This is a genomic window from Pseudoalteromonas tetraodonis (assembly GCF_002310835.1).
GTDB lineage: Bacteria > Pseudomonadota > Gammaproteobacteria > Enterobacterales > Alteromonadaceae > Pseudoalteromonas > Pseudoalteromonas tetraodonis.
The window spans coordinates 223375-240405 of record NZ_CP011042.1 but is presented as its reverse complement, the minus strand read 5'-3'; the positions used below and the strand labels follow the sequence as shown (position 1 = coordinate 240405).

Here is a 17031-nt window from a genome sequence, read left to right as displayed (position 1 = left end):
CCTTTAGTTAGTCACAGCATTTTAAAATTCGCTGAGGACGCTTGCCCATCACATTTAAACGCTGTAATTGATGCTCATAAAATGTAGGGGTGGCATGTAATGTTTTTGTAATTACATCTTTCGCCCAATCAGGTAGTGATTTATTTAAGCTATAGAACACCCATTGATTTTGCTTACGATCAGCAAGCAAACCGCATTGACGTAATACAGCTAAATGCCGTGAAATTTTAGGCTGGCTTACATCAAGTGCCGCCACTAATTCACATACACATAACTCATCTTCATGCGCAATAAGCAGTATTGTCTTTAAGCGGGTGTCGTCAGCGATACATTTAAAAAAATGCAGAGGATTTAGTTGATTCATACAGTGTAGTCTTGTTTTGCATACAACAACAATATATGAAAAGAAAGACATATGGAATAGTGAATATATGAAATTTCATATATTCAGGTAAAGTTATCTATTTTCCGCGTCAACTCAAGTTTGGCTTTTAGAGGTGTGCCCAATAAAAAACACGCAATGATCACTCATGGCGTGTTTTTATAAACAATATAAAGAGGTTAATTAAATAACCGACAGCTCTACTTCAATATTGCCACGAGTTGCATTTGAATATGGACATACTTGATGTGCTTTCTCTACCAAGGCTTGTGCCGCTGCTTTGTCCATATCACCTAGTGATACAGCCAATTTTACAGCAATACCAAAACCGGCATCAATCGCACCAATAGACACTTCAGAGTTAATGTAAGTATCACTTGGTAACGCAATTTTTTCGCTACCCGCTACAAACTTAAGTGCACCAATAAAACAGGCAGCATAACCTGCTGCAAATAATTGCTCTGGATTAGTGCCTTGTCCATCGTCACCACCTAACCCTTTAGGTGTTGATAAGTTAATATTTAAACGACCATCATCCGATTTAGCAACGCCTTCACGTCCGCCTGTTGCCGTTGCTTTTGCTGTATAAGCTACATTTTGTAATACATTCATAGTGAACTCCTAAGATTAAAATTTCTAAGTTAATTACTTTGCATGCAAAATAATAGATCAACTAAATTCCGATTGCAAATACTTTGCATGCAAACTAAAATACTCTGTATTGAAATGAAGGATAAAGCGATGTCGTTTGAACAGTTAAAATTAAAAAATCAGTTATGCCATCGTTTATATATGGCGTCCAACAGCATAGCCCGTGCCTATCGAGAACCTCTAGCTGAGCTTAACCTTACCTATCCTCAGTATGTTGTTATGATGGCGCTGTGGGAACAAGATGAAGTAACTATCGCTGAGCTAATAGATAAAACCGCAATTGATGGTGGCGCGCTTACTCAAATATTAAAAAAAATGACCGACAAGTCATTACTTAACGTTATAAAAGACGAACACGATAAGCGTAAGCGTTTGGTGCAACTGACTCACACGGGTCACTCTTTAAAACTTGAAGCTGCCGACATCCCAAAAAGGATTTTTTGCAAATTTGACAGTATCGACACAACCCAAGCACAACAATTAATGCAGTTACTCGACTTAGTGGTCAATGATCTGACCGACTAAAAACCCAGCTTTACCCAGCTATAACTTAACAAACAAGGCGTTAATTAATGACTCATTTAAAAAAACGACTTATTGCTATTACTTACAGCATTACATTACTGGTAAGTAATGGAGCACTTGCCAATAATAGTGAATTAACCACTGTTGCGACATTTGATGCACAACACCCGCCTGGCAACATAGCCATTACGCCATCTGGCCGTAAGTTTTTATCTATACATGGTTTTTATGGGCAAAATCAAAAAATCATGGAGCTATTAAGTGATGGCACCACTAAACCCTACCCTAATGAGCAATGGGCTTACGCATACAACAAGGGTAAAGGCTTTTACGGGGTACTCGGTGTTAATGTATCAAGCGACGGCATACTGTGGATGCTTGATACCTCAGGGCCTGATCATGCGGGGAGATTAGTTGGTTGGGATACCAACCAAGAGCAACTGCATAAAATTATTTACCTAGCCAAACCAACAATTACCGATACCTCGTTTTTAAACGATTTAGTTATCGATAATAAACACGGCGTTATTTACATTGCCGATACAGCACAAGGCAGTCAGGCTGCGATTATTATAGTAAACCTAAAAACCGGTGAAGCGCGAAGAGTATTACAAGATAGCCAATACACCACCGCCGAAAATATTGATATGGTTATTAATGGCCGAACAATGCGCCTAGGCGGACAACCTGCGCGTTTAGGTGTTAACCCAATTACGCTTGATCCTAACGAAGACTGGCTTTACTTTGGGTCAATGTCGGGGACTTCGGTTTATCGTATTGCCACCAGCGCAATTAACAACGAGCAGCTTTCAGCAAAAGCGCTAGAAGCTAAAGTAATGCGCTACGGCACTAAACCCATTTCCGACGGCATTACGGTGGATGGGGGCGGTAACGTCTATGTGACCGATATAACCAATGGTGCAATTGGCGTCGTAAAACCAAATGGCGACTATGAAGTGTTATTTAAAGATGATCGCCTAAGCTGGCCAGATGGCTTTAGTTATGGTGCAGATCATAAAATATATTTTACAGTAAACGATTTGCACAACTCGCCGGTGTTAAGCAATGATAAAACTCAAAACCCTAATAAGTTTAAAGTGATGTCGTTTACGCCCCTTGTAAAAGGTAAAGTAGGTCGTTAATAACCTAACGCAATTACCCTAGCCCTGTCATGTAATGCAGGGCTTTATAACATCACACCAAAAAAGTGCATATTTTATAATCACTCCCCCAATTTGGTGCCTCAACCAAACTAGGTATTAAAGAAATAATAGTAAATATCTGATTTATATTCATAAAATATTCAATAAACAATTGGCATACTTCTTCCTTATATTTAATTGTCATTAGTTACACCAAGGAAAAAAATTATGTCTAATTTATACAACACTCTTTATTTTTTATGGCGCTTAGATATCACAGTGTGGCAAGTTAATGAGCCAACAAATACGCATACCACCAGTGAGAAAGAGCGTATCTACTCGCGTTAAAAACTATTTTTGAACAGACTTTGCAAGCTAAGTCATAGCGTTGTATTGTAAAAGACTATTTAATTGGTTAGTGGAACGTGTATGCATGCTTTAGAAGTTAATTTTGACGGCTTAGTCGGCCCTACTCACAACTACGCAGGTTTGTCGTATGGCAATGTTGCCTCGTTAAATAACGCGGCGAGCTTTTCAAATCCGCAAGAAGCAGTATTGCAGGGCTTGGCTAAAATGAAAGCCATGCGCGATAAAGGCTTAACCCAAGGGGTATTTGCGCCTCATGCTCGCCCAGATTTAAATGTATTGCGGCGTTTAGGGTTTACTGGCAACGATGCACAAGTCATTAATAAAGCCTTTAAAGCCGATCCTATTTTATTGCGCGCTTGTTACTCTGCCTCAGCCATGTGGACCGCTAATGCAGCCACCGTATCGCCTTCACCTGATACTAACGACGGCAAAGTACACTTCACTGCGGCTAATCTAAATAATAAATTTCATCGCTCTTTAGAGCCAAACACCACTACACGTTTGCTCAAAGCGATGTTTAATAACGAACAATACTTTGCACACCATTCACATTTGCCTGAGCAAGGTTTTTTTGGTGATGAAGGCGCAGCAAACCATACTCGCCTGTGCGACAGCCATGGTGAAACCGGGCTAGAATTATTTGTATTTGGTGCAAGTGCCTTTAACAGTCAGCTTGTTAAACCCGTTAAGTTCCCTGCAAGGCAAACCTTGGAAGCGTCTGAAGCCATTTGTCGATTGCACAATATAAAAGATACCAGCCAAATACTATTACAACAAAACCCTGATGTGATTGACCAAGGGGTGTTCCATAATGATGTAATCGCGGTGGGTAACGCTAATGTTTTATTATGCCATCAGCAGGCGTTTTTAAATCAAACGCAAGCATTAGACGATATCCGCGAAGCCTATGTAGGTAACAAACAGCTTTATATTATTGAAGTGCCAACCAGCAAAGTGAGTATTCAAGATGCCGTTAGTAGCTATTTATTTAATAGCCAACTGGTTAGCCTTAGTGACGATAAAATGTTGCTCGTTGCCCCACAAGAATGCCAGCGTAATCCTGCTGTAAAAGCGTATATTGAAGAAATGATTATTGACGATAACCCCATAAATCAAGTGCAGTTTTTTGATTTACGCCAAAGCATGCAAAATGGCGGCGGACCTGCTTGTTTGCGTTTACGTGTGGCGCTTAATAGCCAAGAATTAGCAGCGGTAAATCCAGAGGTTATTTTAAATGAGCAAAAGTACATCCAATTATGTGATTGGGCTACGCGCCATTACCGCGATAAACTCGGTGCTAACGACTTTGCCGATCCAGCGTTATTAACCGAAAGTTATCAAGCATTGGATGAACTAACCCAACTGCTTAATTTAGGCTCAGTGTACGACTTTCAATTAGAAGGTTAATACATCAACCAACACAAAGGTTAATATAAAAATAGCGAGCCAAGGCTCGCTATTTTTATTTGTGCTTATGCTAATAGAGTTTAAACGTTTTTTATACCAATTCGCTTAATTAAGTGATCTATTTTGAGGCTGGAAAAACGTGTTGATAACTAGGCAAAAAATTCGTTATTTAGTTGTTCTAAATGAGAATTTTTTAACGCAGGTAGCGACACGTTTAGCCCCGCAAAATGATTAAGTATTATTGCGGATTGGTATTAACCGTTAGGGCCGATGCCATCGACTCAGATATATGCAGCGTTCGCTGCGGAAACGGAATACTCAGCCCCGCGCCTTCTATGGCCTCTTTAACGCGTTTATTTAAATCCCACACAGTTTGCCAGTAATCGCCATTTACAGCCCAAGCACGTAATTGTATATTTACTGCGCTTTCGCCTATTGAGGTCACCATTACTTTAGGTGCAGGCTCTGCGAGTAGTCGGCTTTCTGATTCGGCGAGTTCTTTGAGTACATTTAAGCCTACATCAATAGAGTCGGCGTACGAAATTCCCACCACTATATCCATACGCCTTTTACCGTTACGGGTAAAGTTTTTAATGTTGCCGCCCCATACTTTACCGTTAGGCGATGCGATATAAAGGCCGTCGGTGGTTTTAAAAATGGTCGTAAATAAGTTTATTTCTTTTACTGTGCCAAGCGTGCCGCTTGCATCTACAAAATCGCCTATTTTAAATGGCCTAAGTATTAATAACATAATGCCGGCTGCAATATTACTTAAGGTGTTTTTAAGCGCCAAACCAATCGCTAAACCCGCCGCGCCCATTAGCGCTATTAAGCTTGCCGTATTAACGCCAAAAATATCTAAAATAAACAGCCCAGCAATTATGTAAACTAAATACCCTGCAATGCTCGATAACAGCGGCAGAAGTGTTTCGTCTACCTTTTTTAATGGCGACTTAGAGTTTTTAATCGCTTTTTTAACCGAGCGCGCAATAAGTGCACTCGCAACTAAAATAGCCAACGCTAACACCACTTTGTAACCCAAAGTGATAATGGTTTCTGAATGGCTCTGCCAAAACACAATAAGTTTATCTTTCATACATATTCCAAAAAAATGGGCTGACACTCAGCACTATTTAACAAGGAGCAAAGCTAAATACGCTAACCCCACAAATTAACCTTAATGACTAAAAACGGCGCGAGTATATAGCTATAAATCAGTTATACCTATTGTTTTTATATTAAATTAAAGCATTAAATAAAGGTTAGGTTTCTCTGATGTATCTATTCAATTTGGGTTAATCGCACACTGTTAGTGTTAGTATAAAAGTTACTATAAATACTGTCCTCATTTTGAATATGTAAACATAGGAGAAACAATCATGGCGAAAGAAAAAATAGTCCTCATTACAGGTGCTTCGAGTGGTATAGGTAAAGCAACCGCCAAAACATTAGTTAATAATGGCCACAAAGTGATCTTAACCGCGCGCAGCGAAGATAAACTCAATAAACTAGTTGACGAGTTAGGCCATGAAAATGCATTTAGCGTTTCAGCCGATGCCACTGCATTTAATGAGCTTGAGAATGTAGTGAGTAAAGGCGTTGAAAAATTTGGCCGATTAGACGTAGCATTCGCTAACGCAGGCATGGGTGTATCATCACCTGGAACCGAGAATGGCGACCCCAATGAGTGGTCAGCCATGGTTGACCTTAATATTAAAGCATTGCTTTGGACTGCTAAACTCACTTTGCCTCATTTACGTGAAAACCAAGGACATTTTATTTTAACCAGCTCTGCAGCAGGGCGAAGACCCATTGACGGCTCTATTTATGGTGCGACTAAATGGTTTGCCCATGGCTTTGGTCAAAACCTTGCAGAAGAAATGAAACCTTGGCATGGCCGATGTACAACCATAGCCCCAGGCATGGTGAATACACCATTTTTTGATGAAGCAAAACCAGATAAGCTCGACCCTCAAGACGTGGCCGATGCCGTTTTGTTTGCCATTGAAGCTAATCAGCGTAATAGCGTGCGCGAAATCTATTTAATGCCCACCAACTAATAATAAAATGTAAAGGCCAATGTTTATTGGCCTTTACTATAAAAGTGCTTACCTGTGTTTTATTCAAATCACTATCTATTCAATCAATAAAAAATCACTTATTGAAACGCCGCTTACCATGCTAAATCACAATTTTATGTCTATTATATAAATAAAGTAATTTAATAACTGGAACCCATTTAATGGCTCCCAATAAAACTAATAATATACCGACTCATCAATATGTTACAAATGACCCGTTGCACCAGCTTTTTGATGCTGTCGATTCTATCTCAGTACAAGGTTACGATGAGCAAAGACGTGTTATTTATTGGAACAAAGGCAGTGAATTGCTTTATGGGTATACACACCAAGAAGCCATTGGCAAAAAACTCGAAAATTTAATTATACCCGCACCAATGCGAGAGCCCGCTATTAAAGCGCATAGTAATTGGATTAAGTATGATATTGAAATTCCCGCATCAGAACTCATACTCAGACATAAAAATGGCAATGATGTAGCCGTATTTTCAAGCCATGTTATGTTTACCAATCAGTACAATACCAAACAAATGTACTGTATTGATATTGATCTGTCTGAGGTTCACAAAGCACAAGCAGAAGCCGTATTTAATGCCACCATGCTCAAAACTTTATTTGAGGCAATTCCTGATTTATTTTTTGTACTAGAGCAAAATGGCACTATTACTGACTACCATGCAAACAATAAAAACGATTTATATATTTCACCTAACCAGTTTATTGGTAAAAAAATGGTGGATGTATTACCTGAAAAAATAGCGCAAAAGTTTCAGGTTCATATAGAAAAAACGATAGCACAAGACAGTATGGTCAGTTTTGAATACGAATTAAGCATGCCTGAAGGCGTAATTTATTTCGAAGCGAGATTGCGTTTATTGCCCAAAACAAACCAAATTATGGTGATTATTCGTGATATTAGCGAACTACACCGCTCCGCTGAACTAATTCGCCATCAGGCCCACTTTGATAGTTTAACCGATTTGCCTAATCGCTTTTTATCTCTAGACCGCTTATCACAAATATTACTGGAAGCACAAAAGAGCCACGAAAAAGCCGCCGTGTTCTTTTTAGATCTTGATGACTTTAAAAAAGTAAATGACTCTTTAGGCCATGAAGTGGGGGATAAATTATTAATTGCGGCAGCAGCAAGATTACAGCAAACACTTAAAAAAAATGACACAATAGGCCGATTGGGCGGCGATGAGTTTATTGTTTTAATATCCAATTTAAATGATGAAAGCGATGCTTTAGCGATTGCTGAGCGGTTACTTCAAGCATTTAAGAAACCATTTAAACTTGTAGGCAGAGACTTAATACTGACATTAAGTATTGGTATTGCTATTTCCCCTAAGGATGGCACCTGCGCCTCGGTGTTGTTACGAAATGCCGACACCGCTATGTACCAAGCAAAAACCATGGGGCGAAACACGTTCTCTTTTTTCACCCCACAAATGAACGTCGCCATGCGCCGCCGCTTTGAAATAGAAGAGCAAATGCATGGTGCACTAGAGCGTAATGAATTTGAGCTTTATTACCAACCACAAATAGATGTAAAAACAAACACTATCGTTGGCGCTGAAGCTTTGCTTCGTTGGCATAATATAGTGTTAGGGGAAATCACCCCAGATGAGTTTATCCCAATTGCAGAGCAAACCGGCTTAATTGCGCCTATTGGTGTATTTGTTCTTCAACAAGCCTTACGCTTTTTAAATGAATGGCAATCAATTAACAAGCAAAACTATACCATGGCGATTAATTTATCACCGCGCCAATTCAGAGATCCGGAACTGGTCAATATAATTAAACACACTCTGCATAAAAATAGTATTAATAATGAATGTTTAGAGCTGGAAATTACCGAAGGGGTGCTGATGAATAGCCAAGCGTCAATTCATGATGCCTTATTGCAAATTGATGAGCTGGGCATAAAGCTGTCAATGGACGACTTTGGCACAGGGTATTCATCATTAAGTTACTTACGAGAATACCCTTTTGATGTGCTAAAAATTGACCGCAGCTTTATTACTGGTATAACAGATAACAAGGCAGACTGTAATTTAGTGAAAGCGGCCATAGCTATGTCACACAGCCTAGAAATAAAAGTAGTAGCTGAAGGGGTAGAAACCAAAGAGCAGCTAGATTTACTCAACGAGCTAAACTGCGATATTGCTCAGGGATTTTATTTAAGTAAGCCCTTGCCGGCCGCCAAGCTGCTCAATTTTTCATTGCGTTACTTAAAAGCACTTTAGTTAAAAAGTGCTTTTATAGTTATGTTTTAGCTCATGATTTTAAAGAGTAAATCGCGCACCGTAGCAGGCTCAAACGGTTTTTCACATATTGTATCCACACCCGCTTGAGCAATATTAGCTAAATGGGTATCGTTAGCTTGTGAGCTCACCATCAGAATTGGAATATGCGAGTACGCATTCGATTGCCTTACCGTTTCAGCTAATTTTTTACCATCCATTTCTGGCATATTGTAGTCTGTAACAATTAAATCAAATGATTGGCTGTTTAGCATTTCAATCGCTTGTTTAGCGTCTTCGGCCTCTACCGGTGCTAGAATTCCCATCCCCGCCAAGACACGTATTATATGTTTTCGCGCAAAACGGCTGTCATCAACCACAAGCACTCTAAGAAGCGTCACATCAAAGTGCTCTAGTTCCACTTGTTGCTCGGTATTACTATTACTGCGTATTGCCTGTAATAAAGAATCAGCTGTGCCATCACTTAAATACAGGCTGCTAATGACTAAATCAGGGTGATAATTTGATAAAGCAGCCAGCGCGTTTTCTTGAGTGCTGGCCGTTTCAATTTGTGTAACACCGCACTGAGCCAGTGATTTTTTATTAGCTTTTACTGAACTTCAGAAGGCTCAACTAATAAAATAGATAAGTTGGCTATTGCCGTTAAATCACTCATTTCAATCCTGTTATTATTAATTCTATAATTTTTATAACGCTCATTATAAAGTAATAACTTACAAGAAAAAGCTAAAACAGCAACAAAGCAGCTTGTTTACCCAAACTCAACACACTCAGCTTAAAAACGGTAGTTTATGCCCGCATAATAACGTCTTCCCGAATAGCTTGAGTTTAATAACCGAGACTCTGTATCATTACCTAGGCGCTTTACCGACTCAGATTTAGTCAAATTAATAACTGCAGCGGTCAAACTCAAATCCTCTAATAAATTAATCGAAGCATTTACATCAACTTGCTCGTATGGGTCTTGGTATACATTTAAGCCGCTGTTTAAACCCAACACGGTTTCACCGCGTTTATTATAAGAAGCACGAACATTAAAGGCATCTCCCTCATAATATATCGAGGTATTGTATTGATACTTAGCACTGCCTATTAATGGTGATTGGCCAAATTCTTCACCATTTACACTTACATCGGCTTTATTGGTTTTGTTATAAGTGTAGTTTGCATAAAAACCAAAACCACTATCAAAGGCATGCTGTATAAATACTTCCGCCCCTTTAGATACGGCATCAGTGCCATTACCTACTGTGCTATATGGCGATACAGTAATATTTCCTGCCTCAACTATGCCCTCTTTACCAGCAAAATCTTGCTGTACGTCAATAACTAAGGGAACAACAAAATTATCAACTGTTTTATGAAACAGTGCTAAACCAATGGCAGAGCCTTCGCTGTAATAATATTCAATAGATAAATCAGCTTGCACCGACTCAAATGGCTTTAAGTTTTTATTACCGCCACTGCCACTAAAACCCGGAATTTCATTAAACTCAGCTCTATCGTCTGCCCACTCATCTGAGACAAACGTAATGCGTTGTTGTGCGCCTAAATCGGCATAATCAGGTCGTGACATCACTTTAGCAACCGCGCCTCGTACCACTACATCATCACTTATATCCCATGCAATATTAAAGCTAGGAAGAATTTGAGTATCGGTACTCTCTTGAGTAATAAGTTGATAGTCTTCAACAAATCGATCATCTCCGGTTACCGGCTCGCCGCTGTCATCATTGGTATGATCTAATAAATAAGTATATAGGTCGGTTGATGATGTCATGGTTTTAGTGCGTACCACCCGCACCCCTAAATTACCTCGCACGCTATTAAACTCAAAATCACCTTGCAGATAAAACGCCGCTATTTGCTCTTCAATATCATAAATAAAGTTATCTTCTTTGCGTGTATACGGCACATAATGACTGGTCACAATATCGCGGTATTTTTGCCAATCAATACCGGGCATTTGGTTAATATTAAAACCACCCGCAATGTTACCTTCGTTAATAAACACGTCTTGTGCTAGTGGCATACCGTTGTTCCACTGATAACTGTCAAAACGTGTGATCCCTCACTCGCTGGCTTCTGCTGCAGCAATATCAAAATTAGGATCTAAAAAGAAGGTATTACCGGTTTCGCGATGCAGCGTAGCTTCTCGGTACTTAACCCCTGTTTTAATTGTTCTTAAAATTCCCCAATCGGTATAAATATCAAAGTCAGCTTGATAGTAATCTTCTTCGAGTTCACTGCGTACAAAGCTTGAATTTGACGAGCCTGGATCGCGCCCACCGCCCACACCATTTAGTAAGTTAGCTAGCGTATTAGGGTCTATATTTAAACTAATATCGTTTTCATTAATTTGCCAACCCGCTGTTTGCGATGCATTTTCTATACGGCTTTCATTTTCACCGGCGTTTGAACTTTTATACGCCGCTTCCCAACTCTCCTTTGGCCCGCCTTCAGAGCGCGTATTGCCCGCCACAAAACGGGCTTTAAAATAATCGCCTTCATAGGTTAAATTAAAATCAAAAGTGTCTGAGGTCGACTCTTCACGCACATAAGAGCCTCGCATCCACGGCAGTTGCATATCATTCTCTGCGCCACTCGCAGCTGCATCAAATTGCATCCCATTGATAATAGTGCCCGACTCATCCAAACTTACATCGGTTAAAAAGTCAGGATTTAAAGACCATTCAGGTATATCAATCACCGACTCAGTTCTATTTTTATCAAGTGAAAATCCAAAATAGTTAAAGCCAATTTTAACACGGCTGGTTGGGCGCCACTGCGTGCTAAATTGCACCCCTTCTCGCTCACGTAATTCGTTTACAATTGAGCCACGAACCACTTGAGGAAACCAAACATCGTCATAACTATTACCCTGAGCATCACTTATTGAGCCCCACTGATTATTATTATCAACCAGCTCGCCATTGGTATCTATCGGGTTATCACCGGCAAAGCGCCATACGTTTGCATCTGTGCCTCCTGAGAGAGTTCGGTTAGTGCGTTTTTGTGAGGTGTAACCAAACAACACACCAAAAGTATCAGCCTCATTCTTCCAAGAATAAAGTGCGGTTACTTGGGGCTCAGACTCTTCAGTCACATCGGCATAAGTGCTTTCAATATTAATCACCCCTGAGTTTGCATCCATACTTAGCGGCTTACGACTATGCATTAATACCGTGCCGCCCACGCCACCTTCATCTAAACGTGCCTCTGGTGATTTATACACTTCCACGCTTTCAATCATGGCTGAGGGCAGTAATGCATAATCAAACGAACGAGATGGCTCACCTGGTGATGACGCAATAAAATTACCATTTAGCTGAGAAAAGGTTAGCTCAGATGATAACCCCCTAATACTTACCGATGAGCCCTCGCCTCCGTCACGGTCAATCACTACCCCTGGTACGCGTTGTAATGAATCTGCGACATTTTTATCAGGGAACTTACCAATATCTTCTGCTGTTATGGCATCAACCACAGAGCTCGATAAACGCTTTATATCTAAATTAGCCGCCATACTGGAACGAATACCACGCACCTCAATGACTTCCATATCTTTGCTTTTTAATGTTTTATCTTCTGCTTCATCAGCATATGCATGATTAATCACAGATAAAATAGAGATGCACAGCGTTGATTTAATAAAAAGTGGAAGAGAGTGATGTACAGCGTGGGTTATCCGATGAGCGGTCATAGTTTTAACAGTTCCATTTTAAAATACAGTTAATACTTAAAGATGATCGTACTAGCTAAAGATGGTACGAAAAAAGTAGCTGTATTTTACATAACCAAGCTTAATAGTTTGTTAATGCAAACTGATAAGTAACTGAATAAACTATCAAAAAACAGTCAATTCAAATAAAGGTAGGAAGTTAAGCAGCAAAATTGCTATTTAGCTGCTTTTTAAAAGGGCATAAAAAGGAATGACGCAATTAAACAGCAATACACCGTTATTTATTATCACTAATAGCTTGAATATAATAGCCTAAACTCGCATGAGAAAGCTCTCCCATATGACTGGTAACTAACTCACCTTGGCTATTATAAAACAAAGTAGTTGGTATGCCCGCAGCACCTGATTCGCGACTCACATTACTACTTTGATCAAAAAACACATGATTTAGGTCGAGTTGCTGTTTATCAAGGAACGCTTTTACCGTGTGTAAGTCTTCACCTTGATTGACAAATGCCACCGTAATATTTGGATTATTTTTTTGAGCCGCTTGCAGTACCGGCATTTCTTTTCGACACGGCGGACACCACGACGCCCAAAAGTTAATCACCACCGGCTTACCTTTGAAGTTTTGTAAGTTAACTTGCTGCCCTTGAATATTTTGCACAACAGACTGCGGTAACTGCACACCCGTTTGGTAGATAGACAGCGCAAAATTAGGAATAATCATTGAACAAAAACCAACAAACCCAGCAATAGCGTAGTTTTTCATTACCGCTTTTTTACCACGTGCATAAAACGCTAAAACCACTATACCGCTGAGCCAACCATAATAACCAATAAAGCCGCCATCGCTAATATTAAAAAGCTGCCACCAGTTACCTTGATAGGCATCCCACATAGTAAACACAAACGCTAACCGCGAGACTAAAAAGCCCACCACAATTGCTTTAAAAACAGTGTCTAAAATCGCTTTTTGTAATGGATGTTGGCGTGTTAATAAATAGGTAAGCCCCCAAAAAATGCCTAACCCTAAAAAAATGATCAACTGTGAAATGGAAATAACCAAAGGCCCAAGAGAAATACTTAACATTGCTGTCGTCTACTTATAATGTATTTTAGTACTTAAAATAACCGGTACATAGTGTGAATTAAAGGCTAACAATAACATAGCCTAAGCTGTACTGATTATTAATAACGCATAATAGGTTATGTATACCAGCAGCAATACAAAACCTATTTACCTAGTTAACCTTGTTGCTGTATGTACTCCAACGCAGTCATTTTTTTATAGCTTACATTTGAGTGCAATACATGAGCAGGGTCGGGGTCAACAATTTCAATAGGAATACTGTAACTTCGCGCAATCTCGAGCGCCATTTGAGTAATATTAACGCTGAACGAAGTACCCATAAACACCATTTTATCGGCCGCAATCATTCGCGATTGCGCTTCAGTAATGCGGTATAGCTCGGTGTAATATTCATCAAATAACAACACAAAGGGCTTTAAAGAATGATTAAGCTTTGGCTGATGGTTTTCAATATTGAATAACGCAAGTAGAGAGCGATGTAAGTTGCTCTCATCAACATTACTCCATAGCGTAGCTTCTGGTGTGACATCATCGCCCTGATGATGAAACAGCGTCATTTGATCAAGCCGACCATGAATCGCAATGTAATTTTTATTACCCGCCTTACCATCTAGCCCATCAATATTTTGGGTAATTAAGTTTTTATCACTAAGCCAATGATGCACTTCATTAGGACCATGATTACGATAAGTTGCAAAACGATGATAATACCAAGCTAAAAACTCACTCGGGTTATTTTCATACATTGCACGTGTCGCCATTTCCATTGGCGTATAGTTTTTACTACCAATAGTCCAAAAGCCATCCTCACCACGAAAAGTTGGAATACCACTAGCAGCACTCACACCAGCTCCTGTAATGTATAACGTATTCATAAAAATATTCCTGTTTACTTGCAAAGCTCACCACTCGCCATCACAGCGTTTAGAACCCTTTTGATTTTTAGCCAGTAAATTAATTTGTGTAATTGCGCGTTCCATTTTAATTCGTGCTGAGCTATTGGCTGAGTGAACGGCTATTGTTGGCGGTACAAAGCCATCAATAAACACTGCCTGCTCAATCCAAAGTAAAACGTCATAGCCAGTGCCTTTATTATCATTCCCTAAATCATGGTCAAGGCTAAGCAGCTTTACTTTACCAGTCTTCAAAAGTTTAATCACTTCACTAGGCCAATAGGCTCTTAACCAACCGGCTGGTGTTTCTCTTTCATCATCTAAATATACATTCATAGGGTTATCTCACTGAAAAATGTATTCAGACTCTCAAAGCAGTAACATAGTTATTTTCCACAAGGAGCTGGTGCTTGATTACGTATAAACGCTGGTATGTCAAAAATATCAGAAGCTTGAGGTTTAGCTCTTGCAGCTGGCGATTGTTCGACTTCGCTACTAGGCGCATTATCGAAAGGTTCAACAATCATCTTAGCGCTTGCACCGGTTGCAATGATCAACAGTTCATAATTCATTGCTAAATTTTCAATTTTAGAAACACCACAAATAACTAACGCGTTTGGGCTGACCCGCTGGCGCACTGTATCGGTAATGAGGTTATAACTACCGAGTGAAATTTCATCTTTGCAATTTACTTGTATTATTACACCCGTACTTGATGACATATCAACTTGATTAACAAGTGGGTTATTGAGTGCACTATCCAATGCAGTAGTAAGCTCGCTTTCTTCATCGCATTTACCAACACCTAGGACTGCATCACCCTGGCAATCCATAATTTTAGCAAAATCGTTTAAATCAACATTTATAAGCCCTTGAAAACAAAGCATATCGATGAGTGATTTTATCAGTGAGTGGAGTATTTGGTTTGAGTGCTTAAACGCATCGAATAATCCTATATCGTTACCAAGCACTTCAATAAGTTGATCGTTAGGGAGCGTAATAACCGCATTAGCATGCTCTTTAAGCTCATTTAAACCTGCTTGCGCTATATTATTTCTAAACTGTCCTTCACTACTAAATGGCAGTGTAGCAACAAATATAATGGGCTTACCTTGCTCACTAGCAAGCTCTGCAATATACGGGCTAGCGCCAGTCCCAGTACCGCCACCCAACCCTGTTGCACACAAAATTATATCGCAGCCATTAATAAGCGTTAAAAGCTGCTCTTTACTCTCTTCTGCCGCTTGCAGCCCAACTTTAGGGTCGGCTCCTGCACCATACCCATGAGTGAGCTCTGCACCTATCAGTACTGCTTCATCACTCTGTGTATGCTCAAGCACTACTTTGTCGGTATTAACGCTGTATAAGTGCGCCTGCTCAGACTCGCGTTGTTCAAAAATACTGTTAAGCGTATTACAGCCACACCCACCAATGCCAAATACACCAATCGATAAACCATCATTTTGCTGAATTAATTGAAACATAACCACTCCTTAACTTTTAAAGGAGCATAACAAATAGGTGCGTCAAAAATTGACGCACTAAAATTAATTAGCGTTATTGATAGTTACTAGCAGCCGCTTTAAGCTTTGTGGTAATTCTTTTTCTAATGCGCTCAGGTTTAATAACTTCCAGCCAATGAGCACATTTAAATAGCTCATCGGTTAATTGTTCAGTATCAATAGTTTGATAGGTAAGTAATACATTTTTTTCATCAATATGTTGCTTGTCAGTCAGCTCTCCAAGCTCAATAAACCCTTGATTAACCACCGAGTGGCTGGGTACTTTCACAACTAACTCAATCGCTTCTTGCTTCATACCTTTATTAATCGCACTGCGTAACGACTTTAACTGCTCAGCACTTGGCTCACGTCGTGTTTTTTGCAGGATATGAACATTGCGAATGCGATAAACCGGCATCTGGTAACATTTATCGTGAAGCGACCCCACCATAAACTGCGCCATCAACACGCCACCTTGCTCAACTAAGCTATAAAAGCTTAATTCAGCAAACTTTAACCAGTGCGCCTCATCGTAAAGCACTCTATAAAGCTCAGCGCTCACAGCACGCTTATGCTTAATCGCATGCTCAATTTGCGCAACTAATTTGCTATCAATATTCACTTTTAACGACGGTTTAGGCAGGGTTGCAAGCCAGTCAGGCACATCGCCATTAAAACGCTTAAGCGCTTGTTCTGCTTTAATATGAACTGAGCGTTTAACATCGCTCGGTATAGATTGCGGTAATAACTGCTCTAGTAACAAATAATGCTCAGCTACTTCGCAGCTCATAATTTTAGCGCTACCACCTCGCCACTGTGCATTAATAGACCAACCATACGGTTTACTGCGCGTGTCTTTTTCAAGGCCAAAACAACCTTGCTCGTAAAGTGATTGGAGGTCTCGCTGGAGCATTCGAATGGGGAACTCAAAGCCACATTCAACTAACTTTTTCTGTAGCTGTTGAGTCGAGATAGAGCTTGGCGCTATTGGCACAAGCTCGAGAATCAATAAATGACGATGTGAATTCATTAATAAA

At 39.8% G+C, this 17031-nt stretch carries 13 protein-coding genes and 2 pseudogenes; 5 read left to right on the top strand and 10 right to left on the bottom strand.

The window, feature by feature from the left end; genetic code table 11:
• Positions 1-7: 7 nt before the first annotated feature.
• Positions 8-364 (bottom strand): metalloregulator ArsR/SmtB family transcription factor, encoded by a 357-nt coding sequence (locus tag PTET_RS16820; protein WP_096039007.1) that lies wholly within the window; start codon positions 362-364, stop codon positions 8-10.
• A 201-nt stretch (positions 365-565) separates the two neighbouring features.
• Positions 566-994 (bottom strand): organic hydroperoxide resistance protein, encoded by a 429-nt coding sequence (locus PTET_RS16815; protein ID WP_024602752.1) that lies wholly within the window; start codon positions 992-994, stop codon positions 566-568.
• 129 nt (positions 995-1123) lie between these two features.
• Between PTET_RS16815 and PTET_RS16810 the strand changes: the two genes are divergently transcribed.
• The 3 genes from PTET_RS16810 to astB all read left to right on the top strand — a co-directional run bounded on the left by PTET_RS16810 (position 1124) and on the right by astB (position 4476).
• The gene (locus PTET_RS16810) at positions 1124-1558 is read left to right on the top strand and encodes a MarR family winged helix-turn-helix transcriptional regulator (RefSeq protein ID WP_024602753.1); all 435 of its coding nucleotides are present in this window, start codon (positions 1124-1126) and stop codon (positions 1556-1558) included.
• A gap of 47 nt (positions 1559-1605) precedes the next feature.
• The gene (locus PTET_RS16805; RefSeq protein ID WP_013462945.1) at positions 1606-2700 is read left to right on the top strand and encodes an L-dopachrome tautomerase-related protein; all 1095 of its coding nucleotides are present in this window, start codon (positions 1606-1608) and stop codon (positions 2698-2700) included.
• Between the two features lie 429 nt (positions 2701-3129).
• On the top strand, positions 3130-4476 hold the full coding sequence (gene astB / locus PTET_RS16800; RefSeq protein ID WP_096039006.1) for an N-succinylarginine dihydrolase: 1347 nt from the start codon (positions 3130-3132) through the stop codon (positions 4474-4476).
• A 238-nt stretch (positions 4477-4714) separates the two neighbouring features.
• On the opposite strand, the gene PTET_RS16795 is transcribed toward astB, so the two are convergent.
• A complete protein-coding gene (locus PTET_RS16795) occupies positions 4715-5572 on the bottom strand; it encodes a mechanosensitive ion channel family protein (protein WP_069439112.1) in 858 nt (285 codons plus the stop codon).
• A 283-nt stretch (positions 5573-5855) separates the two neighbouring features.
• On the opposite strand from PTET_RS16795, the gene PTET_RS16790 reads away from it, so the two are divergent.
• Together PTET_RS16790 and PTET_RS16785 are read left to right on the top strand one after the other, a co-directional pair.
• Positions 5856-6536: an SDR family oxidoreductase gene (locus PTET_RS16790; RefSeq protein WP_036983754.1), complete on the top strand. Its 681-nt coding sequence runs from the start codon at positions 5856-5858 to the stop codon at positions 6534-6536.
• A gap of 182 nt (positions 6537-6718) precedes the next feature.
• Positions 6719-8806, top strand: coding sequence for a bifunctional diguanylate cyclase/phosphodiesterase (locus tag PTET_RS16785; RefSeq protein ID WP_096039005.1), 2088 nt, complete (start codon positions 6719-6721; stop codon positions 8804-8806).
• A 26-nt stretch (positions 8807-8832) separates the two neighbouring features.
• Here PTET_RS16785 and PTET_RS16780 read toward each other — a convergent pair.
• The 7 genes and pseudogenes from PTET_RS16780 to PTET_RS16750 all read right to left on the bottom strand — a co-directional run bounded on the left by PTET_RS16780 (position 8833) and on the right by PTET_RS16750 (position 17024).
• A pseudogene (locus tag PTET_RS16780) lies at positions 8833-9479 on the bottom strand (response regulator).
• A gap of 120 nt (positions 9480-9599) precedes the next feature.
• A pseudogene (locus PTET_RS16775) lies at positions 9600-12527 on the bottom strand (TonB-dependent receptor).
• Between the two features lie 256 nt (positions 12528-12783).
• On the bottom strand, positions 12784-13599 hold the full coding sequence (locus tag PTET_RS16770) for a TlpA disulfide reductase family protein (protein ID WP_096039004.1): 816 nt from the start codon (positions 13597-13599) through the stop codon (positions 12784-12786).
• Between the two features lie 155 nt (positions 13600-13754).
• Entirely contained in the window at positions 13755-14474 is a 720-nt protein-coding gene (locus tag PTET_RS16765; RefSeq protein WP_096039003.1) for an SIR2 family NAD-dependent protein deacylase, read from the bottom strand.
• Between the two features lie 27 nt (positions 14475-14501).
• A complete protein-coding gene (locus PTET_RS16760; RefSeq protein WP_096039002.1) occupies positions 14502-14828 on the bottom strand; it encodes a cyclic-phosphate processing receiver domain-containing protein in 327 nt (108 codons plus the stop codon).
• A 50-nt stretch (positions 14829-14878) separates the two neighbouring features.
• A complete protein-coding gene (locus PTET_RS16755; RefSeq protein ID WP_096039001.1) occupies positions 14879-15976 on the bottom strand; it encodes a cell division protein FtsZ in 1098 nt (365 codons plus the stop codon).
• 73 nt (positions 15977-16049) lie between these two features.
• Positions 16050-17024, bottom strand: a complete 975-nt coding sequence (locus PTET_RS16750; RefSeq protein ID WP_244186405.1) for a WYL domain-containing protein — start codon at positions 17022-17024, stop codon at positions 16050-16052.
• Between the last annotated feature and the right edge of the window lie 7 nt (positions 17025-17031).